This is a genomic window from Streptococcus pyogenes (genome assembly GCF_002055535.1).
Taxonomy (GTDB): Bacteria; Bacillota; Bacilli; order Lactobacillales; family Streptococcaceae; genus Streptococcus; species Streptococcus pyogenes.
In genome coordinates, this window is record NZ_LN831034.1 from 717,209 (window position 1) to 741,107 (window position 23,899).

The window sequence follows — 23,899 nt, forward strand, 5'->3', positions numbered from 1 at the left end:
GATAATAGAAAAGAAGGGCTCTTGCACTGAGCCCCAAAAGTTGGCTACTCTATTTGAAGTAAAGGATTTAGTTCTGTGTTGTAGAGGACTAAGTCCTTTTCGTTTTATTTTAATACGGTTATTGTTGCAATAATCGATAATAATAGTAGGTAGAACGAGTCAATTTAGCCGTTCTTAAAAGAAAATTTAATCAGAACTCGTCTTTGTCCATTCTTTATAATGGTTTTTTGTCTTCTTCTTTGCAGAGATGCTTCTTTCAAACGGAGTTCCCTCGGTTTTTTTAGCGCTAAATATCTAGCTTATCTTCATAGCTTAATGTCATACAAAAACACCCCAAACGTTAGATTTTTTTATCTAACGTTTGGGGTGTAGTTTACATTATGGCGCTTCTTTTCTATTATTACGTGAGGAAAAATCAAGTAAAAAAGTTAAGTCAACTGAAAAACTTGACAGAAATATTCAGAAAATTTATAATACTAACTATTAACAACATATCAGCTATTAAAGCATTTCAAACAGCAGGTGTTTTGTTTGGACCTATCAAGGCTGCAAATGCAAGAGAAAGCAGTATCTGGTTTGAAAATCTCACAAAGCAATAACTATCTCTCTTAGACATTTGAAGAAGCAGACAGTAAATTCGATAATATTGTGATGAGAACTTATTAACAATCTGCTGATGCAGGTCAATTTTTATTTGGTACTCATATTGCAGAATTTCATAAAGTTGCCCAAGATATCTTGAAATAAGGAATCACCTGATGTTTTAAACAGATGATACTAAGTCTATCATATGGTGATAATAGTCCATTGAACATGTAGTTTATGAATTAAAAAGAAGGTTTAAGGAGATAAGAATGATTAGAGAAATCATAACAGATCATTTTTTATTACAGCAAAAAGCGCAAGTCGCCAAGAAAGAAGATCTATGGATTGGCCAAGATTTACAAGATACCTTAGCCTTTTATAGACAGGAATGTCTTGGGATGGCTGCCAATATGATTGGTGAACAAAAGCGCATTGTTATTGTGAGTATGGGATTTATTGATTTGGTTATGTTTAATCCTGTGATGGTTTCTAAAAAGGGAATTTACCAAACTAAAGAATCTTGTTTGTCGTTATCTGGCTATCGCAAAACACAGCGGTATGATAAGATTACTGTTGAGTATTTGGACCATAATTGGCGACCAAAGCGATTAAGCTTAACAGGCTTAACTGCTCAAATATGCCAGCACGAATTAGATCATCTAGAAGGTATTTTAATTTAACAAAAAACCTAGAGTAGGACGCTTTAGGTTTTTTTGGCAAAGATGCCTGATTATATAAGGGTGATCGATTACTAGTAAACGCTAGGATTTCCTTTTTTTAATAAAAGCGTTTAGTCCACCTAAGCTTATCAAGGCAAGGATTGTCATAATAGGAGACATTTTATAATTGTCCCCTGTTATTGGAAGAGTGGAACTAGAGATAGTATTTTTGTTTGTTGTTGTTTCTTTTTTGCCAAGGCTGTTATTAGTGTTTTCAGTAGAAGTCAAAAGGTCTGAAATGACTTCACTAGACACTGTATTGCCATCACGATTTCTAAAAACCTTACTAATGATACTGTGTTTACCAGCACTATTAACTTTTGTCGAACTTTCAAGGTTTGAAGTTACATAATTTTTAACCCCTTTTATAGTAGCATTAACAGTTTTACCTGATGCTTCTAAATTTGTGATATATGTGATGAAAGCTTCAGTATCTGTGTTAATAGCTCCGATTAATTTAGCTTTTTTAAATGCTGAAAAGCCATCACCACCACCATAAAGAAAGTCGTTGACAACAACGGTGTAAGTAGTTGTTAAGTTAATTTCTTCACCATTGTCTTTATAAACCTTAACTATCTTGAAGGGGGTATCAGAGTTCTTAGGATCATTATCTGTATAAGTGTATGTTAAACCTGACATTTGAAGAAAATAGGTCTGGTTTTCATCGTATTGCTGATTTAGGACATCGTAAATGTGTTGACCAGTCATTTGAATGACTTGAAGGATATTACCAAATGGTTGTACAGCCTGTGCAGCTCCCCAGGTGATGGTCCGGTCATTTTTGACAACTAGGTCACTTCGAATACCACCATTATTGGTCATAGCAAAGTCAACAGTTGGAAAAGTTTTCTTAGCAATAGTAAGCTGAGCCGTTGTTGCTAAGTTACCGACAGGAGATTCTTTATCAATATTTTCTGTTTTAGAAATAGTTGAAGAATTAGTTGCAGTTCCGATTTTTCGTTCAGTAACTGTTTTAACAATATCATTAGCATGATTTATTATAGCTTTGATATCTGAATTTTCTGTTTTGATACCTGGTGCTACAGCAACAACATTTGCTGATGGAGTTTTAATAAAATCATTGGTATCAGTATCTAGCGTACCACGGACATCTGCATAAGCTTTTCCTTGAGAGAGGGCTTGAACGATACGTGTTTTACCGATAGTTCCATTAGTGTATTGATGATTATGTCCTGCAAAAATAATATCAATGCTATGTTCGGGATAGATTTGGTTCACTTTTTCCATAACCGTAGCCATTTCATGATCAACAACACCATCTTTACTTGTTGCAGGAACATGAGCTAAAACCACAATAGCATGAACATGTTGTTCTTGTAGTTCTTTAGCATATTTGGCAATGGTTTCAGCTACATCTAAAAATTGATAGTGTTCATAGTTTTGCTTTAAAACGAGATTTGGAATCTCTGTAGTCACAACACCAATGAAGCCAATCTTAACGATTTTGTCATTAATGGCTATGTCTTTTATAGCATAAGGTTTCCAACCATAGGGGATATCCTTGGTTTTTTTATCAATAACATTAGCAATGACGATGGTTTGATGCGAAGCTTCGTGCTCATATTGTTTGGTGATATCATTAATTGTTGATTCAGGATCAGGCGCTTGACCTGTCATGATACGGTTAAATTCATCTAGTCCTTCGTCAAATTCATGATTACCAAGAGTGCCATATTCAAATTTCATTTTGTTAAAGACTTTGACAGTAGGCTCATCTTGTAAAAGTGCAGAGTTAGCAGGACTGGCTCCGACCATATCTCCAGCTTGAACACGTATACTTGTTCCGTCTTGATTTGCTTGCTTGAAGTCTATCTCAGCGTCATCCATATAAGCACCTAATTGAGCAGCCGTCCCAGCATTTGGTATTTTACCACTTGGTGTGTAAGCTGTTCCGGTATTATCAAGAGCGCCGTGAAAATCATTGACGCCAAGGAATTGCACATCAACTTGATCTGCTTGAACATCTGTAACTAATAGAGTAAAACTAGTCAGGATACTCAATACACTACTTTTTAAAATAAAATATTTTTTCATAAAATCTCCTAATAAGTTAACGTAATCGTTATAGATCAAGTTTACTATGATTTTGTTTGTAATTCAATGGTATTTTTAAAAAATAACGTACAAAAAATATATGAAAGCGATTTAAAAACAAACGATACAGATCATTTGAAGTTATATAGTTAGAAATAAAGATAACCGATCATTGCAGAGATTTAAGCATTTGTTGAGAAAATTTGTTATAATAAGCGTATGAAAGAAAGACTAGAACATTATTCTACCAGCTCTATATATAGCGGATTTGAAGTGTACTTGCCGTTGGTACTACAGACAATAACAGATGTGATTATTGCTGAGAATATCAAAAGCAAAAAAGAAACGGGGTTTAAACTATACGAACACTTTACATCCCGTATTAAATCGGAAGCTTCGATGATTGAAAAATGTCAACGCAAACAGCTTCCTCTAACAAGCAAATCTGCGTTAAAAATCATTAAAGATAGTATCGGTATTCGCATTATTTGTGGTTTTATTGATGATATTTATCGGATGGTAGACTTGCTCAAAAGCATTCCTGGTATGTCAGTTAACACTGAAAAAGATTATATTTTAAATGCCAAGCCTAATGGCTATAGATCATATCATCTCATTTTGGAATTAGAAACACATTTTCCAGATATTTTAGGGGAAAAAAAAGGATGTTATTTTATAGAAGTGCAGTTGCGAACCATTGCTCAAGACTCTTGGGCTAGCTTGGAACATCAAATGAAGTACAAACATCAAGTTGCTAATGCAGAAATGATTACAAGAGAGTTAAAGCGTTGTGCAGACGAGTTGGCATCTTGTGATGTTACCATGCAAACCATTCGTCAATTGATTCAAGAAACGACGGAGGAAGAGTAACCATGAAAATTTTGTTAGCTGAAGACGAATGGCAGATGTCTAATGTTTTGACAACTGCCATGACTCATCAAGGTTATGACGTTGATGTGGTTTTTAACGGTCAAGAGGCAATTGATAAAGCCAAAGACAATGCATATGATATTATGATTTTAGATATCATGATGCCGATTAAGTCTGGCATTGAGGCTTTAAAGGAGATTCGCGCTTCAGGAAATTGCTCACATATTATTATGCTGACGGCTATGGCAGAAATTAATGACCGTGTTACCGGACTAGATGCGGGAGCTGATGATTATCTGACTAAACCTTTCTCATTAAAAGAACTTTTAGCTAGATTAAGGTCGATGGAAAGACGAGTAGAAAGTTTTACTCCTCAGGTATTACAATTTGCTGGTGTCACATTAAATATTAATGAGCAAGAATTGAGTGCCGGTAATGCTATACGATTAGCTTCTAAAGAAGGTAAATTAATGGCCTTTTTAATGTTAAATCAAGGAAAGTACTTGGATACTAAAACGCTTTACCAACATGTTTGGTCAGACCAAGAAGATTATGATACTTCTATTGTTTGGGTTTATATTTCTTATCTTCGTCAAAAATTATTAGCTATTCAAGCAAATGTCATTATTGCAGGTGATAAAGATACTAGCTATTGTTTATTAGAAAAATAGGAGGTGACATGTTTAATCGTATCCGCATTCGTTTTATCATGATTGCTTCTATTGCCATTTTTATTATTTTAAGTTCAATTGTTGGTATTATTAACACGGCACGCTGTTACCAAAGTCAACAAGAAATTAACCGTATTTTACATTTAATTTCCTCAAATAAAGGTAAATTACCTGGCACTACGGAAAGCTCTAAACGACTTGGAACGAAACTGTCTGAAGATAGCCTAAGCCAGTTTCGGTATTATAGTGTCATTTTTAATGCTAATGGACATCTACTTTCTTCTAATACTGCTAATATTTCAGCTTTAGATAGAGAAGAAGCCCAATATTTTGCTAGACTTTTTGCTAAGTCTGGGGAAGAAAAAGGCAGTTACCGTCACCAAGATAGTGTTTATTCGTACTTGATTACTCAGCTGCCAAATGAAGAAAAACTGGTTGTAATTTTAGATACTACCTTTTATTTTCGTAGTGTAGGAGATTTATTAGCTGTTTCAGTGATGTTGGCCTTTGGAGGATTTATCTTTTTTGTTGTTTTAGTGAGTCTTTTTTCCGGTATGGTCATCAAACCTTTTGTCCAAAATTATGAGAAGCAGCGTCGCTTTATTACTAATGCAGGCCACGAGTTAAAAACACCACTAGCCATTATCTCAGCCAATAATGAATTGGTCGAATTAATGACTGGAGAATCAGAATGGACCAAGAGTACAAGTGATCAGGTGAAGCGATTGACAGGCTTGATTAATCAAATGATTACTTTGGCTCGTTTGGAGGAACAGCCAGATGTGGTATTACATATGGTAGACTTTTCAGCTATTGCTCAAGATGCAGCTGAAGATTTTAAGAGTCTGGTTTTGAAAGATGGTAAACGTTTTGATTTGACGATTCAACCGAATATTATGATTAAAGCGGAGGAAAAGTCATTGTTTGAACTTGTGACAATTTTAGTTGATAATGCCAATAAATATTGTGATCCTAAAGGCTTGGTCAAGGTATCTTTAACCACTATTGGAAGAAGACGAAAACGAGCGAAATTAGAAGTTTCTAATACCTATTTGGAAGGAAAATCCATTGATTACAGCCGCTTCTTTGAACGCTTTTATCGCGAAGACGAATCCCATAATAGCAAAGAAAAAGGTTATGGAATTGGTTTATCTATGGCAGAAAGTATGGTTAAGTTATTTAAAGGAACGATAACTGTAAATTATAAAAACGATGCTATTGTTTTTACAGTGGTGATTTGACTTAAACATTTTTCAGTACCTTTAGCTAGTAATAATGTCTAGGTAAAGGTAATAAACGATGCTTAACCAGCCCATGAGGCTGGTTTTTAACGTTTAATTTAGTAGAAGAGTGATTAAAGAAGGTAGTTTGAAATAAGAAAATTTTTGTTATGATCTTAAAAAGAGTAGATAGTCTTTATTGTTAATTTCAGTGAAGAAATGATTTTAAAAAGATATATCATCGCATTTTCTAATCATTTAGTGTAAAATAGTAAGGTAAAAGTTTAGAAGAATTAGTAATGAAAAGACAAAAAATGAACGAAAACATTGGATATGGTAAGGCACACAGTAAGATCATTTTGATAGGTGAGCATGCTGTTGTGTATGGCTACCCAGCTATTGCTTTGCCTTTAACAGATATTGAGGTGGTTTGTCATATTTTTCCAGCTGATAAGCCATTGGTCTTTGATTTTTATGATACTCTATCAACAGCCATTTATGCTTCCTTGGATTATTTGCAGCGACTACAAGAACCAATTGCTTATGAGATTGTTTCACAAGTGCCACAAAAGCGTGGTATGGGGTCTTCGGCAGCCGTTTCTATTGCAGCTATTAGAGCCGTTTTTTCTTATTGTCAAGAACCCCTCTCGGATGATTTGTTGGAAATTTTAGTCAACAAGGCAGAAATTATTGCCCACACCAATCCTAGTGGTTTAGATGCCAAGACATGCCTTAGTGACCATGCCATTAAGTTTATCCGAAACATTGGCTTTGAAACTATCGAAATCGCCTTAAATGGTTATCTTATCATTGCAGATACAGGGATTCACGGTCATACACGTGAGGCCGTCAATAAGGTAGCACAGTTTGAGGAAACGAATTTGCCCTATCTGGCTAAACTAGGAGCTTTGACACAAGCCCTTGAAAGAGCGATTAACCAAAAAAATAAGGTGGCTATCGGTCAGCTCATGACACAAGCGCACTCTGCTTTAAAGGCCATTGGCGTTAGCATCAGTAAAGCTGACCAACTTGTGGAGGCTGCCCTAAGAGCAGGTGCTTTAGGCGCTAAGATGACAGGCGGTGGCTTGGGTGGCTGTATGATTGCCCTAGCAGATACCAAAGACATGGCCGAAAAAATCAGTCACAGATTAAAAGAAGAAGGAGCCGTAAACACGTGGATCCAAATGTTATAACCGTAACATCCTATGCTAACATTGCTATTATCAAATATTGGGGAAAAGAGAATCAAGCTAAGATGATTCCTTCGACCTCTAGCATTTCTTTGACTTTGGAAAACATGTTCACCACAACCAGCGTTTCCTTCTTACCAGATACTGCAACCAGTGATCAGTTTTACATTAACGGTATCTTGCAAAATGACGAAGAACATACCAAAATTTCTGCTATCATTGACCAATTTCGCCAACCTGGTCAGGCTTTTGTAAAGATGGAAACTCAAAATAATATGCCAACAGCTGCAGGTTTATCATCAAGTTCCAGTGGCTTATCAGCCTTGGTTAAAGCCTGTGACCAATTATTTGACACCCAGCTAGATCAGAAAGCTTTAGCTCAAAAGGCTAAGTTCGCCTCAGGATCATCTTCTCGTTCTTTTTTTGGCCCAGTCGCTGCTTGGGACAAAGATAGTGGTGCTATTTACAAGGTTGAGACTGACTTGAAAATGGCCATGATTATGCTGGTCTTAAATGCTGCGAAAAAGCCAATTTCTAGCCGAGAGGGCATGAAGTTATGCCGCGATACCTCAACTACATTTGATCAATGGGTAGAACAATCGGCAATCGATTACCAACATATGCTTACCTATCTCAAAACTAATAATTTTGAGAAAGTTGGTCAGTTAACAGAAGCTAATGCCTTGGCCATGCATGCCACGACAAAGACAGCCAATCCTCCTTTTTCTTACCTAACAAAAGAGTCTTACCAGGCTATGGAGGCTGTGAAAGAACTGCGTCAAGAAGGTTTTGCTTGTTATTTTACCATGGACGCAGGTCCAAATGTGAAGGTCCTATGTTTAGAAAAAGACTTGGCTCAACTAGCAGAACGACTTGGCAAGAACTACCGTATTATCGTTTCAAAAACAAAGGATTTACCAGATGTCTAATTATTGTGTGCAAACAGGTGGGAAACTATACCTCACAGGCGAATATGCTATCTTAACACCAGGACAAAAAGCCTTAATTCACTTTATTCCATTGATGATGACAGCAGAAATTAGCCCAGCAGCCCATATTCAATTAGCTTCAGATATGTTTTCCCATAAAGCGGGCATGACACCCGATGCCTCTTATGCACTGATTCAAGCAACGGTTAAAACCTTTGCTGATTATCTAGGACAGTCAATTGACCAACTGGAGCCATTTTCCCTAATTATAACGGGAAAAATGGAGCGCGATGGCAAAAAATTTGGCATTGGTTCAAGTGGTAGCGTCACCCTCTTAACCTTAAAGGCCTTATCGGCCTATTATCAGATTACTTTAACCCCAGAGTTACTCTTTAAACTAGCGGCTTATACCTTGCTTAAGCAAGGAGATAATGGGTCTATGGGGGATATTGCCTGTATCGCTTATCAGACTTTAGTCGCCTATACCTCCTTTGACCGAGAACAGGTCAGTAATTGGCTGCAGACCATGCCCTTAAAAAAACTTCTCGTCAAAGATTGGGGTTACCATATCCAAGTCATTCAACCAGCCCTGCCTTGTGACTTTTTGGTTGGCTGGACTAAAATACCTGCTATTTCAAGGCAGATGATTCAACAAGTGACAGCGAGCATTACCCCAGCTTTCTTAAGAACAAGTTACCAGCTAACGCAATCAGCTATGGTAGCTTTGCAAGAAGGTCATAAGGAAGAACTCAAGAAAAGTTTAGCAGGAGCAAGTCATCTCCTAAAAGAGCTTCATCCAGCTATCTACCATCCTAAGCTAGTAACCTTGGTAGCTGCTTGTCAGAAGCAAGATGCTGTTGCTAAATCTTCAGGTTCTGGTGGTGGAGATTGTGGCATCGCGCTTGCCTTTAATCAGGATGCTAGAGATACCCTTATTTCCAAATGGCAAGAAGCTGATATCGCATTACTTTATCAAGAAAGGTGGGGAGAGAATGACTAACCGTAAAGATGATCACATCAAATATGCTCTCAAGTACCAATCGCCTTATAATGCTTTTGATGACATAGAACTCATACACCATTCCTTACCTAGCTATGATTTGTCTGATATTGATCTCAGTACTCATTTTGCTGGGCAAGACTTCGACTTTCCCTTTTACATCAATGCCATGACAGGAGGAAGTCAAAAAGGCAAAGCTGTCAATGAAAAATTGGCCAAAGTAGCAGCAGCAACAGGGATTGTCATGGTGACAGGGTCTTATAGCGCTGCTTTAAAAAATCCTAACGACGATTCCTATCGTTTACATGAGGTGGCAGATAACTTGAAACTAGCCACGAATATTGGTCTAGATAAACCTGTGGCGCTAGGACAACAAACGGTTCAAGAAATGCAGCCCCTCTTTTTACAGGTTCATGTGAATGTGATGCAAGAGTTGCTGATGCCAGAGGGTGAGCGCGTCTTTCATACCTGGAAAAAACACCTCGCTGAATACGCTAGTCAAATACCAGTTCCTGTCATTCTCAAAGAAGTTGGTTTTGGCATGGATGTCAATAGTATCAAGCTAGCACATGACCTAGGCATTCAAACCTTTGATATTTCAGGTAGAGGAGGAACTTCATTTGCTTACATTGAAAATCAAAGAGGGGGAGACCGCTCTTACTTAAACGATTGGGGACAAACCACTGTTCAGTGCTTACTGAATGCACAAGGACTGATGGACCAAGTGGAAATCTTAGCTTCGGGTGGTGTCAGACACCCCTTGGACATGATTAAGTGTTTTGTCTTAGGAGCACGTGCAGTGGGACTCTCACGCACCGTTTTAGAATTGGTCGAAAAATACCCAACCGAGCGTGTGATTGCTATCGTTAATGGCTGGAAAGAAGAATTAAAAATCATTATGTGTGCTCTTGACTGTAAAACTATTAAAGAATTAAAGGGAGTCGACTACTTACTATATGGACGCTTGCAGCAGGTCAATTAGGCTTCATCACCTCTACAATAGTGTCACCTACTACAAAGATGATAGAGCTTTTTTAGAACATAATATAAAATATTTATAAATACCTCATCAAACTCAGAATAGAGTAGATGAGTAAATAGAGTATGTTATGGAGACTATTTCTAAGACTTGTATGTATAGAAATAAAGATTAAACACCCATGTAAACCAATTGTTTACATGGGTGTTTGCCTTATATTAGTTGTTTAAATCTAAGACTGTCTTAGCTGGGATAAGTAAAAATGTGCTTTTTCTAGATTTATTGGTTTATCAGCTAGTAAAGCATTAACTAAAGGAGCAATTTCGTCTTGGGTTGCCCCCGCCAAAAGAGCTAATGATTTCGCATGTAGTTTCATGTGACCAGCTTGGATGCCAGATGAGGTCAGAGCTTTTAGTGCAGCAAAGTTTTGAGCTAACCCCACAGATGCAATCAATTGGGCTAATGTTTTGGCATCAGGTTGATTAAGAAGATCATGTGCGATAGAAACAGTAGGGTTAAGCCCGATAGATCCCCCCTTACTAGCAATAGGCATAGGGAGGGTCATTTGGCCAAGCAGAACTTGTTTATCTTGGTCAAAATGCCACTGACTAAGTCCTTGATAGCTACCATTTCTTGAGGCATAAGCATGGGCCCCTGCTTCAATAGCACGCCAGTCATTTCCTGTGGCTATTACCACTGCATCAATGCCATTAAAAATACCTTTATTATGAGTAGTAGCCCGGTAAGGATCTACTTGAGCTAGTCGGCTGGCTAGCTCTATTTTTTGAGCTAACTGTAGGGATTTTGTTTTATCGTGATCTAAAAGGCGCACGGGAATCTCACAACTAGTAGTAACAAGCGACTCTGTTGCGTAATTAGATAAAATCGCCATTAGACAATGCCCCTTAGACAGTCTTGTTAAATCAGGAACAAGAGCTTCCATCATAGTATTGACCATATTTGCTCCCATAGCTTCTTGGGTATCAACAGTCAGATAGAAAATCAAAAATTCTCCTTTTTCTTCCAAATGAATGGTTCTAGCGCCTCCACCTCTTTTAACAATGGAAGGATAAGCTTTATTTGCCAATGCAATTAGCTTTTTTGTTTTATGAAGGATGGCGGCTTTAGCGTTATCTATTTGGTCGATATCGTAAAGAACAATTTGACCAATCATTTGTCGGTTTAGGGTTTGAGCTTTAAAACCACCTGAGCGTTTGATTAGTTTTGCTGCGAAAGATGCTGCAGCAACAACAGAAGGTTCTTCCGTGACAAAAGGCATCTGATAAGTTGAACCGTTGACAAGAAAATCAGGAGCTATGCTAAAGGGCAAAGCCAATCGTCCTAAGACATTTTCAGTCATTTGATTAGCTGTTTGGATAGGCAAAAGAACGTCTGTTTTGAGTTGATTTAAGTTTTCAGCATTAAGTAGTTTAAATTTTTCGATAAGTTGGAGGCGTTCTTCGAATGTTTTCTTTGAAAAACCGCTCCAGTTAAGATTAGTTTTTGTCATTGGTATGATAGATCCTTCGATGCTCCTTGATGGCTGTTAGAGCAAATTTTCCAGTTAAGTAAATGTCAAAATTGGCATTACCATTATCATCTAATTGGACTTGTTCGTAGAAAAGGTCTTCGTATTTAGAAACAGAAAGACGTGTTCGTTGATCCAGTAAAGCTTGTCGATTAGTCATTAACATTTTATCGTACCCAGCAACTAACTGACCGGAATAAAATTCACTTACGGCACCGGAACCATAGCTAAAAAAACCAATTTTATCTCCAGATTGTAATACTTTACTATTTTCAAGTAAAGATAACAATCCTAGATAAAGTGAGCCAGTATAAATATTTCCAATTTGTTTGCTATAACTAATAGAAGCTTGAAAGGCTTCTATTAGTTTTTCCCTGTGTTCAGGAGGTACTGTGTTATCCATAATGTTATTTAGACCTTTTAGGGCTAACTTGGGAAATGGAATATGGAAACAAACTGCAGCAAGATCAGATAACTGAAGGTTTTCTCTTTTCTGATAAGCTTGCCACGTGGTTTCTAAGCAATTGAGATATTGCTTGGTAGAGTAAATACCATCAACATAAGGTGTGAAACTATAGTTAGGCCTCCAAAAGTCCATAATATCCCTAGTTTGAGCCACATTATCTTCATTTAGAGCAAGAATACGAGGGTTAGCAGTTACCAAAAGAGCAATACTACCAGAGCCTTGAGTCGATTCCCCAGGAGATCCTACACCGTATCTAGCAATATCACTAGCAATAACAAGGACACGAGAATCTGGCTTAGAAGCCACATGCAGTTTAGCATAGTCTAGAGCAGCAGTTGCGCTATAGCAGGCTTGTTTTACTTCAAAGGAACGTGCAAAAGGCTGGATACCAACTAAGTGATGTACATAGATAGCTGATGCCTTTGACTGATCAGTACTCGATTCAGTTGCCAAAATAACCATATCAATCTTAGCTCGATCTTCGTCGGTTAAAATTTGATCTGCTGCAGAAGCAGCTAAAGTAATAATGTCTTCAGTGATTGGTGCCACACTAAAAGACTCAATGAGTAGCCCTTGACTAAATTTTGCTGGATCCACTTGGCGTGCAAGCGCTAAATCTTCCAATTTCAAGACATATTGACTGGTTGCAAAACCAATCTTATCAATTCCAATTGTCATATTTGTCCTTCTTTTAGTTATTTTTATAGTCTTACCCATTCTATCACATTTTACTGCAAAATTAGACTGATAAAGTTATTTGTTTTATCCTTTAATAGTTAAAATGTTCATGACCACATGAAGTTTTTCGAATGTTTATTTATTCTGGTATTTTTTGGTAAAATTAGTTAGAATAGTATGAAGTATGCTTACAGAAAGGTTATTAGAGATGACAAAAGCTGACCAGATTTTTAAAGCTAATATTCAAAAAATTATAAACGAAGGATCATTGAGTGAGCAAGCACGTCCTAAATATAAAGATGGTCGAACAGCTCATTCTAAGTATATTACTGGGGCGTTTGCTGAATATGATTTAGCTAAAGGAGAGTTTCCCATCACAACTTTACGACCCATTCCAATTAAATCTGCTATAAAGGAATTATTTTGGATATATCAAGATCAGTCTAACAGTTTAGATGTGCTAGAAGCTAAATATAATGTTCATTATTGGAATGAATGGGAAGTTGACCAGACACGTACTATTGGGCAACGTTATGGTGCTGTAGTCAAAAAACATGATATCATCTCAAAAATACTAAAGCAATTAGCAGAAAATCCTTGGAATCGTCGTAATGTCATTTCTCTCTGGGACTATGAAGCATTTGAGGAGACAAAAGGGTTGTTGCCATGTGCCTTTCAAATCATGTTTGATGTTAGACGTGTAGGGGAAGATCTTTATTTAGATGCTAGTTTGACGCAACGTTCTAATGACATATTAGTTGCTCATCACATCAATGCCATGCAATACGTTGCCTTGCAGATGATGATTGCTAAACATTTTGGATGGAAAATAGGTAAGTTCTTTTATTTTGTTAACAATTTACATATTTATGACAACCAATTTGATCAGGCTCAAGAATTGCTAAAACGACAGCCAGTTGCTAGTCAGCCTAAGCTTGTTTTAAATGTTCCAGATAGGACTAATTTCTTTGATATTAAACCAGATGATTTTGAATTACAAAATTATGATCCAGTGAAGCCTCAGTTGCACTTTGACCTTGCTATTTAAACTTTATTTAGATTTTTTGTGAGCATTTTGTTCATAAATTTGGTAAAATAAATAGAGTTTAAAATGAAGGAAATAATTAATGACAAAGGAAATTATTGCTATTTGGGCAGAGGATGAAGCAGGGCTTATTGGTGTTGCGGGTAAGTTACCATGGTATTTACCAAAAGAGTTAGAACATTTTAAAAAGACAACGCTACATCAAGCAATCTTAATGGGCCGTGTGACTTTTGAAGGAATGAATTGCAAAAGACTTCCTCAACGTCAAACCCTTGTCATGACAAGAAATAGAGATTATCAAGTAGATGAGGTGTTGACAATGACTAGTATTGAAAAAGTCTTGGAGTGGTACCATGCGCAGGATAAAACACTTTATATCATTGGTGGGAATAAGGTTTTAGAAGCGTTTAATGGTTATTTCGATCGTATCATAAAAACAGTTATCCATCATCGTTTTAAAGGAGATACCTACCGACCAAATCTAGATTTTAGTCATTTCACGCAAGAAAGCCAAACGTTCTATGCTCGAGACGCTAAAAATCCTTATGATTTTACCGTTACTGCTTTAAAACACAAATAGTCTGAGGAGATGATAAGCGATGCAACGTAGTATTTTTGGAGTATTTACGGCTTTTTTGTGCGTGATTTGTGTTCTTTGTGCCATTCCAGCTTTTAAAAAGAATCGTTATGGCTTAGCAAGTCTGTTCTTATTAAATGCGTTTACTAATCTGGTTAATAGTATTCACGCCTTCTATGGTACATTGTTTTGAGATGCGACTTGCAAAGACAGCACTGGTGAAGATTTAGCTATCAAGCAAGAATCACCAAAAACCAATACAACACATTGACTAATATTAAAATTCAGTAAAAGATAAGAGAAAGTAAGAGAATTATAAGAAATGGCAGGAAGTAGAACTAACGATATTAAAGTATACTGTTCATTTTGTGGTAAAAGCCAGGATGACGTTAAAAAAATTATCGCAGGAAATAATGTTTTCATCTGCAATGAATGCGTAGCTTTATCACAAGAAATTATAAAAGAAGAATTGGCTGAAGAAGTCCTTGCCGATTTGACAGAAGTTCCAAAACCAAAAGAGCTCCTTGATGTTTTAAATCAATATGTGGTTGGTCAAGATCGTGCTAAACGTGCTTTATCAGTTGCTGTGTACAATCATTATAAGCGTGTCTCGTTTACAGAAAGTCGTGATGACGATGATGTGGATTTACAAAAGTCCAACATTTTGATGATTGGACCAACAGGTTCAGGAAAAACCTTCTTAGCACAAACTCTGGCTAAAAGCCTCAATGTACCATTTGCTATTGCAGATGCAACTTCTTTGACTGAAGCAGGGTATGTTGGAGAAGATGTGGAAAATATTTTACTCAAACTGATTCAGGCTGCTGACTATAATGTCGAACGAGCAGAGCGTGGTATTATTTATGTTGATGAAATAGATAAGATTGCTAAAAAAGGTGAGAACGTATCTATCACACGTGATGTATCTGGTGAAGGTGTACAGCAAGCCCTTCTTAAAATTATTGAAGGTACGGTAGCAAGTGTTCCCCCACAAGGTGGGCGGAAGCACCCTAATCAAGAAATGATCCAAATTGATACAAAAAATATCTTGTTTATTGTTGGCGGGGCTTTTGATGGCATCGAGGAGATCGTTAAACAACGTTTAGGTGAAAAAGTTATTGGTTTTGGTCAAAACAGCCGTAAAATTGATGACAATGCTTCTTATATGCAAGAAATTATTTCAGAAGATATTCAAAAGTTTGGGCTTATTCCAGAATTTATTGGCCGCTTACCAGTTGTGGCAGCCCTTGAACAACTAAACACATCAGATTTGATTCAAATTTTGACAGAACCAAGAAATGCCCTGGTCAAGCAATATCAGGCTCTTCTTTCTTACGATGGCGTCGAATTGGCATTTGATAAGGAAGCCTTAGAAGCCATTGCCAATAAAGCCATTGAACGTAAGACAGGAGCACGTGGTCTTCGTTCTATTATCGAAGAAACGATGCTTGACATCATGTTTGAAATTCCAAGCCAAGAAGATGTCACAAAAGTGCGTATCACCAAGGCTGCTGTCGAAGGCAAGTCAAAACCCGTTTTAGAGACAGCTTAAGGAGAAATAATGGCTGAAGAACAAGTCTTAAATACCCATAACGCATCAATTTTATTGAGCGCTGCCAATAAATCTCATTACCCCCAAGATGATTTGCCAGAAATTGCCCTCGCTGGACGTTCAAATGTTGGTAAATCAAGTTTTATTAATACCATATTGGGGCGCAAAAATTTGGCAAGAACCTCAAGCAAGCCAGGAAAAACCCAACTATTAAATTTTTTCAATATTGATGACAAGCTTAGATTTGTGGATGTCCCTGGTTATGGCTATGCCAAGGTTTCTAAAAGTGAACGGGCCAAATGGGGAAAGATGATCGAAGAATACTTAACCAGCAGAGACAATCTGCGTGCAGTCGTGAGTTTGGTGGATTTACGTCATGCCCCTTCAAAAGAAGATATTCAGATGTATGACTTTTTGAAGTACTATGACATTCCTGTTATTGTTGTGGCAACCAAAGCAGATAAGATTCCTCGTGGCAAATGGAACAAACATGAGTCTGTGGTCAAGAAAGCTTTGAATTTTGACAAATCTGATACTTTTATAGTATTTTCTTCGGTAGAACGTATTGGTATCGATGATTCTTGGGATGCTATTTTAGAGCAGGTCTAGCGATAGGTGTTGATTTATCTATGCTAAAACATTCTCAGTAGAGGGTGTTTTTCTTATCGAAAACATAAAAAATCATAGTTAGGTTTACCGATTTTACTTGACGCCTTAATGATGACATGCTAGTATTTTATATTAAGGAGATGAGTCATGACACAAGTAGCCCAAGGGCGCTCTAAAGGAAAGTCATTGTTATGCCATCAATGCAATGCCCTTTTTGTATTTATTATTTTTCTTATCTTGCTTGCTGTACTTTTTGGTGTTCGATATCGTAATAGCTCTATTGAAGGTATCTGGCGAACAACAAGCATTGATCAGAAGTTAGGCGATGATTTTGCTAAACGTCTTACTGGTTTGCATCAGAGCCCTCTTATTGATGATAGTTTATTAACGTCATCTCAGATGATACTAACAGTTAAAAATAACAACGTTGACTTGAGTTTTAGTGTTCAAGTTGAACGAGACATTTTTGTCAAACGTTTAGCTGCTTATCACCAAAATGAATTATTAAAGACATTAAAGGAAAATCATTTAGTTGTTGGTGACTTGAGTAGTAAAGAACGCCAAATTATTGAGAATAGTATGCCAGCTAGCCATGAATTAGAAATGATTTTAGATCAAGCTTTTGAGAAATTAGCTTCTCAGATCGGAGGCAAATATAATCAAAAAACAGGACATTTATCTGCTGTTGTTCTCAAAGGAAAAGTTAATCGTATTTTGCACACCATTGATATCAAAGAAGAAGTAGCAGCGGGACATACTTCTTTTTCAAAAGGATTACTCACACCTAATGGTTATTTTGATTACACCAGATTTGGAAAGAAACTTGAGTTATTAGGCGATGAAAAAATTATTTTTAAAAAAGTGCTAAAAAAAAGTCCGTCAAGTGTATAACGTAGTCACAAGACGGATTTTTTCATGTTTTGAAAATTATTCAATTGAAGAAGTTTATTACTGATCGTTTTGCCTAATCACTAGTTGTCCTTCTTTTAGGATTGCCTGAAGTTTTTTGACTTCTGGATGGTCAAGATAATAATCAGTTATACGGTCACGAATTTCCTGTTCGATAATACGTCGTAATGGACGAGCTCCCATAGCGTGATTGTACCCTAAATCTATCAAATGAGCTTTAGCGTCATCAGTAATCGTTAAACTAATACCTTTTTTTGCGGTGGTTTGATTTACTTCAGCTAGCATTAAATCAACAATTTCTTCTAAACTTTCTTTTTGCAGATGATTAAATTTAATGATACTATTAAAACGGTTCAAAAACTCTGGTCTGAAATAAGGTGCAATGCGATCCATAATGTTAGACTCAGAAGTTTCCGTATCTTGTTGGCCAAAACCGGCATTTGATGTAGCAATAATAACGGTATTTTTAAAGTTAATAGTATTTCCTTGTCCATCTGTCAATCGTCCATCATCTAATACTTGTAGAAGAAGTGTAATAATTTGAGGATCAGCTTTTTCAATTTCATCTAGTAAGACAATAGCATAAGGGTTACGACGAACACGCTCAGTTAGGGTATTATTATTATCATCGTAGCCAACATAACCAGCCGTTGTCCCAATCAATTTTGACACAGCAGTGCGATCGTTATATTCGGACATATCAAGTCGAATAATAGCATCTTTGGAACCAAATAAATCAAGTGCTAATTGTTTAGCTAACTCTGTTTTACCAACACCAGTTGGACCCACAAAAAGGAAAGAACCTATTGGACGTTTACCATCATCAAAACCTGCCCGATTTCGTCGAATAGCACGTGCTACTGCTGCGACAGCCTCATCTTGTCCGATGACATGGCTTTTTAAGCGGCTGCTAATTCCTTTGAGCCTTTCTAAATCATTAGTCCCCATGTTAGAGACAGGAATACCAGTTAAGCGCTCTACAGACTCTGCGATATCATTGACTGTAGCAGTGACATTTTGGCTTTGGTTATGTTGCTCAATTTGCTTTTGTAATGTTTCAATCCGTGTTTTTGCTGCTAAAGCTTTTTCAAAGTCTTCTTTGGCGACAGCTTTTTCTTGACTCTCTTTTTGTTTAGCTATTTCAGTTTCGAGTGTTTTTAAGTCAGTGACCGGGTGTTGCGCAGCTAAATGAGCAGCTGTCATATCCAGTAAGTCAATTGCTTTATCTGGCAGGCTACGCTGTGGGATGTATTGAATAGAATAATCAACAGCAGCTTTTAGAACATTATCAGGAAGGGTAATATGGTGGTGTTGTTCATAAAGATTACGAATACCCATTAAAATGTGAAAAGTATCTTCAGCTGATGGTGCATTCACTTTAACTTCATTAAAGCGACGAGCAAGAGCAGCATTTTTTAAAATAGTATTGCGGTATTCGTCTTGAGTAGTAGCACCAATCAGTGTTAATTCTCCTCGTGACAAGGCTGGTTTAAGAATATCTGCAAGTCCCTTTGAGCCTGAATCACTGCTTGTGGCACCAGCACCAACTATTTGATGAATTTCATCAAAAAATAAGATGATATTCCCAGCTTCTTTTACTTCTTGAATCAAGTTTTGAATGGTCTCTTCAAAGGAACCACGATACTGTGTACCAGCTTCAAGACTAGAAATATCAATTGATACGATTTCCTTGTTTTTAATAGCAGCTGGGACATCTCCATTAACAATGGCTTGAGCTAAACCTTCAATGACTGCAGTTTTACCGACACCAGCATCTCCGACAAGGACAGGATTATTTTTAGTTCGTCGTGCCAAGATTTCAGCGGTATCTTGAATTTCTTTGTTACGACCAATGACGGGGTCAAGATGCCCTTGACGAGCTTCTTGTGTTAAGTTAGTTCCGAGTTGAGTCAATACACTATCAGCTTTAGGTGTTAACATTTGAGAATTTGTTGCTTTGGTTGTCGCTACAGGGAGTTGTCCTGTTTGACGATAGTGTTGGAATTCTTCGGGAGTTATTTCGCGACCGTTAACGAGATAGCGGGGATTTTCGCTACGATAACCACCCATGTTTGCCATTAATTGATTGAAAATATCATCCATATTTACAAAAGGATCTTTACCAGAAAAATGTGTCATATCAGTTACCTCGCAATAAAAAATAGACTATAAGATGTTTGTAAGCAGTCGCAGAATCGTTGTTAGGATTTCACATGATAGGAAATCCTTTGCTAATAAAATGATTCAGACATTATTTTTACTCATCTTATAGTATTATTATAATCAAAAGGTCAGTAAAGGTCAAACAAAAAACACTTGATTTTCAAAAAGCTAAATAAACACGAAAAGTAAGTGCTTATATGATGACTTTAGAATAAATCATAAGTTTTAAAAAGATCATCCTATTCTATAGCACTTAGGCTGTCAATGAGAGAAAAACAAATGTTTTCATTAACAAGTTGGCGCTTTCATGGTATAATAAAGTGCTAAGACGCAATTCTATTATAAGGGGGAATCATGGAAGCACTCAAAAAAATTGCCGGTGTTACCGCTGCGCAATATGTGACTGATGGCATGACCATTGGGCTTGGAACTGGGTCAACGGCTTACTATTTTGTTGAGGAAATTGGCCGTCGCGTAAAGCAAGAAGGACTGCAAGTGGTTGGTGTGACTACGTCAAGTGTGACTAGCAAGCAAGCAGAAGTCTTGGGCATTCCTTTAAAATCGATAGATGATATTGATAGCATTGACCTCACCGTAGATGGTGCTGATGAAGTGGATAAGAATTTCAATGGAATCAAGGGTGGCGGCGCAGCCTTACTAATGGAAAAAATTGTTGCAACACCAACAAAAGAATACATCTGGGTTGTTGATGCTTCTAAAATGGTAGAGCATCTGGGTGCCTTTAAGTTACCAGTCGAAGTCGTTCAATATGGTGCTGATCGTTTGTTCCGTGTCTTTGAAAAAGCTGGTTACAAACCGTCTTTTCGTATGAAAGGTGATAGTCGTTTGGTGACAGACATGCAAAACTATATTATTGATCTTGATTTGGGTTGTATTAAAGATCCTGTTGCTTTTGGTCACCTGCTAGATGGAACAGTTGGTGTTGTGGAACACGGTCTCTTTAATGGTATGGTTGATAAGGTGATTGTTGCTAGTAAAGACGGCGTTACTGTTTTAGAAGCGCCTACAGCAGGCTAGTCTTAGCATATAACAGCGTTAATATATTTTATAGGTATTGGGGAGTCAACCGTAACCTCCCCTAGATTGGAGACTTATGTCAAAATTTAATCGTATTCACTTGGTTGTTTTAGACTCTGTCGGTATTGGTGCAGCACCAGATGCTGACAAATTCTTTAATGCTGGTGTAGCTGATACAGATTCTGACACCCTCGGTCATATTTCAGAAGCAGCAGGCTTATCGGTTCCAAATATGGCAAAAATTGGACTTGGAAACATTTCTCGTCCAATACCACTAAAAACTGTTCCAACAGAAGACAATCCTACTGGTTACGTGACCAAATTGGAAGAAGTATCTCTTGGAAAAGATACCATGACAGGCCATTGGGAAATTATGGGCTTGAACATTACGGAACCTTTTGACACTTTCTGGAATGGTTTCCCAGAAGAGATTTTAACTAAGATTGAAGAATTCTCAGGCCGCAAAATCATTCGCGAGGCCAACAAACCTTATTCAGGAACTGCGGTTATTGATGATTTTGGTCCGCGTCAAATGGAAACAGGTGAGTTGATTGTTTACACCTCAGCAGACCCAGTGCTTCAAATTGCAGCCCATGAAGACATTATTCCTGTGGAAGAGCTTTACAAGATTTGTGAATATGCTCGCTCCATCACGCTTGAACGCCCTGCCCTTTTAGGCCGTATTATTGCGCGTCCTTATGTAGGCGACCCAGGAAACTTTACACGTACGGCTAACCGTCATGACTATGCAGTGTCTCCTTTCCAAGATACCGTTTTGAACAAACTGGCTGACGCAGGTGTCCCAACTTATGCCGTTGGTAAGATTAATGACATCTTTAATGGTTCAGGTATTACAAACGACATGGGACATAATAAGTCGAACAGCCATGGTATTGACACGCTTATTAAGACTCTTCAATTACCTGAGTTTACTAAGGGATTCTCCTTTACTAACCTCGTTGATTTTGATGCCAACTTTGGTCATCGTCGTGACCCAGAGGGTTATCGCGACTGCTTGCATGAATTTGACAATCGCCTACCTGAAATCATCGCAAATATGAAAGAAGACGATTTGCTTCTCATCACTGCTGACCATGGTAATGACCCAACCTATGCAGGCACCGACCACACTCGTGAATACATTCCATTGCTTGCCTACTCTGTATCCTTTACTGGAAATGGTCTTATTCCACAAGGGCATTTTGCGGATATTTCAGCAACTGTTGCAGAAAATTTTGGAGTTGATACAGCCATGATTGGGGAGTCATTCCTTAGTCACTTAAAATAAGAAAGTTAGTAATTGATAATGGAAGAAATCACGATTTATCATAATCCAAACTGTGGCACTTCACGTAATGTTCTTGCCATGATTCGCCATGCAGGTATTGAGCCTACTATTATTGAGTATTTGCAGACGCCACCTAATCGGGAGACTTTAATTGAGCTCTTACAATCGATGGGAATCTCTGCAAGAGAACTCTTGCGAACCAATGTTCCTGAATTTGAGGCTTATGGATTAGCAAATCAAGCAGTAGCTGAGAAAGACATTATTAATGCCATGTTGGCGGATCCAATTTTGATCAATCGTCCTATTGTTGTGACTCGCAAAGGAGTAAAACTTTGCCGTCCTTCTGAGACCTTACTGGATATTCTTCCTGTTCCCCTGCCTAGTCCTTATATTAAAGAGGATGGCGAGAGTGTGAACCCTATTGAGGTAAAAGGAGAAAAAGATGTCATTGATGACTAAAATTAACGAAACAAAAGACTTTTTAGTTACTAAAGGAATTGAAACTCCAGAATTTGGATTAATTCTGGGTTCAGGCCTTGGTGAACTTGCTGAAGAAGTAGAAAATGCTATTGTTATTGATTATGCAGATATTCCAAACTGGGGCAAGTCAACGGTTGTTGGCCATGCTGGAAAGTTAGTTTACGGAGATTTAGCTGGCCGTAAAGTGCTCGCCTTACAAGGACGTTTCCATTTTTACGAAGGAAATCCGCTTGAAGTGGTGACTTTCCCTGTTCGTGTCATGAAAGCTCTGGGATGTGAAGGCGTTCTTGTCACAAATGCAGCTGGTGGTATCGGCTACGGCCCAGGTACCTTGATGGCAATCACAGACCATATCAATATGACCGGAAATAACCCACTAATCGGTGAAAACTTGGACGAGTTTGGTCCACGCTTTCCTGATATGTCTGATGCCTATACTAAGGTTTATCGCAATAAGGCACATGAAGTGGCTGAAAAAATGAACATCAAACTAGAAGATGGTGTTTATATGGGCTTGACTGGTCCAACTTATGAAACACCAGCAGAAATCCGTGCTTTCAAAGTATTAGGAGCAGATGCTGTTGGCATGTCAACTGTACCGGAAGTTATTGTGGCTGCTCATTCTGGACTTAAAGTGCTTGGTATTTCAGCTATTACAAACTTTGCAGCTGGTTTCCAATCAGAATTGAACCATGAAGAAGTTGTGGAAGTGACCCAACATATCAAAGAAGATTTCAAAGGTCTTGTTAAAGCTATTTTAGCGGAGTTGTAGGACGAACAAAATCAACTGGAGCATTATTACAGGAATGTTATTTTATGTCGTCAGTTTGGCACATCTGTTCGCAATAAAAAAATCAAAAAATAATCACGGAGTGTGAGTTCCATGAATGTTGAACTCAGATTCTAGCTTTTCTAACTAACATAACCAACGAAGGGAAAGAGACGTATTCGGTTTAAATTGAGTATGGACTCGAACATTTCTTCGTATTAATTTTTAAATAATAAAGGAAAGAGAGTTAGTCCTTTCTTATTTGAACTCGATTTTTAGCTCTCTTCTATTCAATATCAATTATGAAAGGAATGGGGTTGTATTCAATTGAATACGGGCGGAAAGCTCGGAAACTAGATAAACTAACTTTTGAGCTCACACATGGCGTTAGTTCCCTAAATTTCAGTCGCTTTCTGTCCGCCCTCTGACCTTCTACAAAATAAAAGGAAAGGTAGGGCTAACTGTATTCATTGAATTGAATACGGGCGGAGAACTGTTTTTCTTCCTTATAAAAAATAAAAAAATAAGAAAGGTGAGGGCTGAGTTCATTAATTTGAATTCGGGCTAAGGACTTGGTCA

Annotated in this window: 23 protein-coding genes and 1 pseudogene; 19 read left to right on the forward strand and 5 right to left on the reverse strand. The window is 37.5% G+C overall.

The window, feature by feature from the left end:
• Nucleotides 1–60: 60 nt before the first annotated feature.
• Nucleotides 61–138 (reverse strand): annotated as a pseudogene (locus B6D67_RS10610) (IS3 family transposase); the annotation flags it as partial.
• A 242-nt stretch (nucleotides 139–380) separates the two neighbouring features.
• Here B6D67_RS10610 and B6D67_RS10405 point away from each other — a divergent pair.
• Entirely contained in the window at nucleotides 381–599 is a 219-nt protein-coding gene (locus B6D67_RS10405; protein WP_011285486.1) for a hypothetical protein, read from the forward strand.
• A 255-nt stretch (nucleotides 600–854) separates the two neighbouring features.
• Nucleotides 855–1,265 carry a peptide deformylase gene (locus tag B6D67_RS03810; RefSeq protein ID WP_002984994.1) on the forward strand — a complete coding sequence of 137 codons (411 nt, stop codon included), beginning with the start codon at nucleotides 855–857 and terminating at the stop codon, nucleotides 1,263–1,265.
• An 81-nt stretch (nucleotides 1,266–1,346) separates the two neighbouring features.
• On the opposite strand, the gene B6D67_RS03815 is transcribed toward B6D67_RS03810, so the two are convergent.
• Nucleotides 1,347–3,359 (reverse strand): surface-anchored 5'-nucleotidase, encoded by a 2,013-nt coding sequence (locus tag B6D67_RS03815; protein WP_010922164.1) that lies wholly within the window; start codon nucleotides 3,357–3,359, stop codon nucleotides 1,347–1,349.
• A 219-nt stretch (nucleotides 3,360–3,578) separates the two neighbouring features.
• On the opposite strand from B6D67_RS03815, the gene B6D67_RS03820 reads away from it, so the two are divergent.
• The 7 genes from B6D67_RS03820 (at nucleotide 3,579) to fni (ending at nucleotide 10,221) form a co-directional block, all read left to right on the forward strand.
• Nucleotides 3,579–4,229 (forward strand): GTP pyrophosphokinase, encoded by a 651-nt coding sequence (locus B6D67_RS03820; RefSeq protein ID WP_002984988.1) that lies wholly within the window; start codon nucleotides 3,579–3,581, stop codon nucleotides 4,227–4,229.
• A gap of 2 nt (nucleotides 4,230–4,231) precedes the next feature.
• Nucleotides 4,232–4,900, forward strand: a complete 669-nt coding sequence (locus B6D67_RS03825) for a response regulator transcription factor (protein WP_002984985.1) — start codon at nucleotides 4,232–4,234, stop codon at nucleotides 4,898–4,900.
• An 8-nt stretch (nucleotides 4,901–4,908) separates the two neighbouring features.
• On the forward strand, nucleotides 4,909–6,141 hold the full coding sequence (locus B6D67_RS03830; RefSeq protein WP_010922165.1) for a sensor histidine kinase: 1,233 nt from the start codon (nucleotides 4,909–4,911) through the stop codon (nucleotides 6,139–6,141).
• Nucleotides 6,142–6,434: 293 nt separating this feature from the next.
• Nucleotides 6,435–7,313 carry a mevalonate kinase gene (mvk, locus tag B6D67_RS03835; RefSeq protein ID WP_015055939.1) on the forward strand — a complete coding sequence of 293 codons (879 nt, stop codon included), beginning with the start codon at nucleotides 6,435–6,437 and terminating at the stop codon, nucleotides 7,311–7,313.
• A complete protein-coding gene (gene mvaD, locus B6D67_RS03840; RefSeq protein WP_010922167.1) occupies nucleotides 7,295–8,239 on the forward strand; it encodes a diphosphomevalonate decarboxylase in 945 nt (314 codons plus the stop codon). The genes mvk and mvaD overlap by 19 nt, the downstream gene beginning before the upstream one ends.
• Nucleotides 8,232–9,239, forward strand: coding sequence for a phosphomevalonate kinase (locus tag B6D67_RS03845; RefSeq protein ID WP_010922168.1), 1,008 nt, complete (start codon nucleotides 8,232–8,234; stop codon nucleotides 9,237–9,239). The genes mvaD and B6D67_RS03845 overlap by 8 nt, the downstream gene beginning before the upstream one ends.
• Nucleotides 9,232–10,221: a type 2 isopentenyl-diphosphate Delta-isomerase gene (gene fni, locus B6D67_RS03850; protein WP_010922169.1), complete on the forward strand. Its 990-nt coding sequence runs from the start codon at nucleotides 9,232–9,234 to the stop codon at nucleotides 10,219–10,221. The genes B6D67_RS03845 and fni overlap by 8 nt, the downstream gene beginning before the upstream one ends.
• A 229-nt stretch (nucleotides 10,222–10,450) precedes the next feature.
• Here the strand turns inward: fni and B6D67_RS03855 are convergent, their stop codons facing one another.
• On the reverse strand, nucleotides 10,451–11,728 hold the full coding sequence (locus B6D67_RS03855; protein WP_010922170.1) for a hydroxymethylglutaryl-CoA reductase, degradative: 1,278 nt from the start codon (nucleotides 11,726–11,728) through the stop codon (nucleotides 10,451–10,453).
• Nucleotides 11,715–12,890: a hydroxymethylglutaryl-CoA synthase gene (locus B6D67_RS03860; protein WP_010922171.1), complete on the reverse strand. Its 1,176-nt coding sequence runs from the start codon at nucleotides 12,888–12,890 to the stop codon at nucleotides 11,715–11,717. The genes B6D67_RS03855 and B6D67_RS03860 overlap by 14 nt, the downstream gene beginning before the upstream one ends.
• 208 nt (nucleotides 12,891–13,098) lie before the next feature.
• Between B6D67_RS03860 and B6D67_RS03865 the strand changes: the two genes are divergently transcribed.
• The 6 genes from B6D67_RS03865 to B6D67_RS03890 all read left to right on the forward strand — a co-directional run bounded on the left by B6D67_RS03865 (nucleotide 13,099) and on the right by B6D67_RS03890 (nucleotide 17,564).
• Nucleotides 13,099–13,938: a thymidylate synthase gene (locus B6D67_RS03865; RefSeq protein ID WP_010922172.1), complete on the forward strand. Its 840-nt coding sequence runs from the start codon at nucleotides 13,099–13,101 to the stop codon at nucleotides 13,936–13,938.
• 79 nt (nucleotides 13,939–14,017) lie between these two features.
• Nucleotides 14,018–14,515 (forward strand): dihydrofolate reductase, encoded by a 498-nt coding sequence (locus tag B6D67_RS03870; RefSeq protein ID WP_002984955.1) that lies wholly within the window; start codon nucleotides 14,018–14,020, stop codon nucleotides 14,513–14,515.
• A gap of 19 nt (nucleotides 14,516–14,534) precedes the next feature.
• Nucleotides 14,535–14,705 carry a hypothetical protein gene (locus B6D67_RS03875; RefSeq protein WP_002984950.1) on the forward strand — a complete coding sequence of 57 codons (171 nt, stop codon included), beginning with the start codon at nucleotides 14,535–14,537 and terminating at the stop codon, nucleotides 14,703–14,705.
• A 129-nt stretch (nucleotides 14,706–14,834) separates the two neighbouring features.
• A complete protein-coding gene (clpX, locus tag B6D67_RS03880; protein ID WP_002984948.1) occupies nucleotides 14,835–16,064 on the forward strand; it encodes an ATP-dependent Clp protease ATP-binding subunit ClpX in 1,230 nt (409 codons plus the stop codon).
• Between the two features lie 9 nt (nucleotides 16,065–16,073).
• On the forward strand, nucleotides 16,074–16,673 hold the full coding sequence (gene yihA / locus B6D67_RS03885) for a ribosome biogenesis GTP-binding protein YihA/YsxC (RefSeq protein WP_002984945.1): 600 nt from the start codon (nucleotides 16,074–16,076) through the stop codon (nucleotides 16,671–16,673).
• Between the two features lie 147 nt (nucleotides 16,674–16,820).
• A complete protein-coding gene (locus B6D67_RS03890; RefSeq protein WP_029713994.1) occupies nucleotides 16,821–17,564 on the forward strand; it encodes a hypothetical protein in 744 nt (247 codons plus the stop codon).
• Nucleotides 17,565–17,621: 57 nt separating this feature from the next.
• Here B6D67_RS03890 and B6D67_RS03895 read toward each other — a convergent pair whose 3' ends face one another.
• Complete coding sequence (locus tag B6D67_RS03895; protein ID WP_010922175.1) at nucleotides 17,622–19,721, reverse strand: AAA family ATPase; 2,100 nt, start codon at nucleotides 19,719–19,721, stop codon at nucleotides 17,622–17,624.
• Between the two features lie 378 nt (nucleotides 19,722–20,099).
• Between B6D67_RS03895 and rpiA the strand changes: the two genes are divergently transcribed.
• The 4 genes from rpiA (at nucleotide 20,100) to B6D67_RS03915 (ending at nucleotide 23,323) form a co-directional block, all read left to right on the forward strand.
• Nucleotides 20,100–20,783, forward strand: a complete 684-nt coding sequence (gene rpiA / locus B6D67_RS03900; protein WP_010922176.1) for a ribose-5-phosphate isomerase RpiA — start codon at nucleotides 20,100–20,102, stop codon at nucleotides 20,781–20,783.
• Nucleotides 20,784–20,859: 76 nt separating this feature from the next.
• A complete protein-coding gene (locus B6D67_RS03905; protein ID WP_002994004.1) occupies nucleotides 20,860–22,071 on the forward strand; it encodes a phosphopentomutase in 1,212 nt (403 codons plus the stop codon).
• Between the two features lie 18 nt (nucleotides 22,072–22,089).
• A complete protein-coding gene (gene arsC, locus B6D67_RS03910; protein WP_010922177.1) occupies nucleotides 22,090–22,530 on the forward strand; it encodes an arsenate reductase (glutaredoxin) in 441 nt (146 codons plus the stop codon).
• Complete coding sequence (locus B6D67_RS03915) at nucleotides 22,514–23,323, forward strand: purine-nucleoside phosphorylase (RefSeq protein ID WP_010922178.1); 810 nt, start codon at nucleotides 22,514–22,516, stop codon at nucleotides 23,321–23,323. The genes arsC and B6D67_RS03915 overlap by 17 nt, the downstream gene beginning before the upstream one ends.
• Nucleotides 23,324–23,899 lie beyond the last annotated feature (576 nt).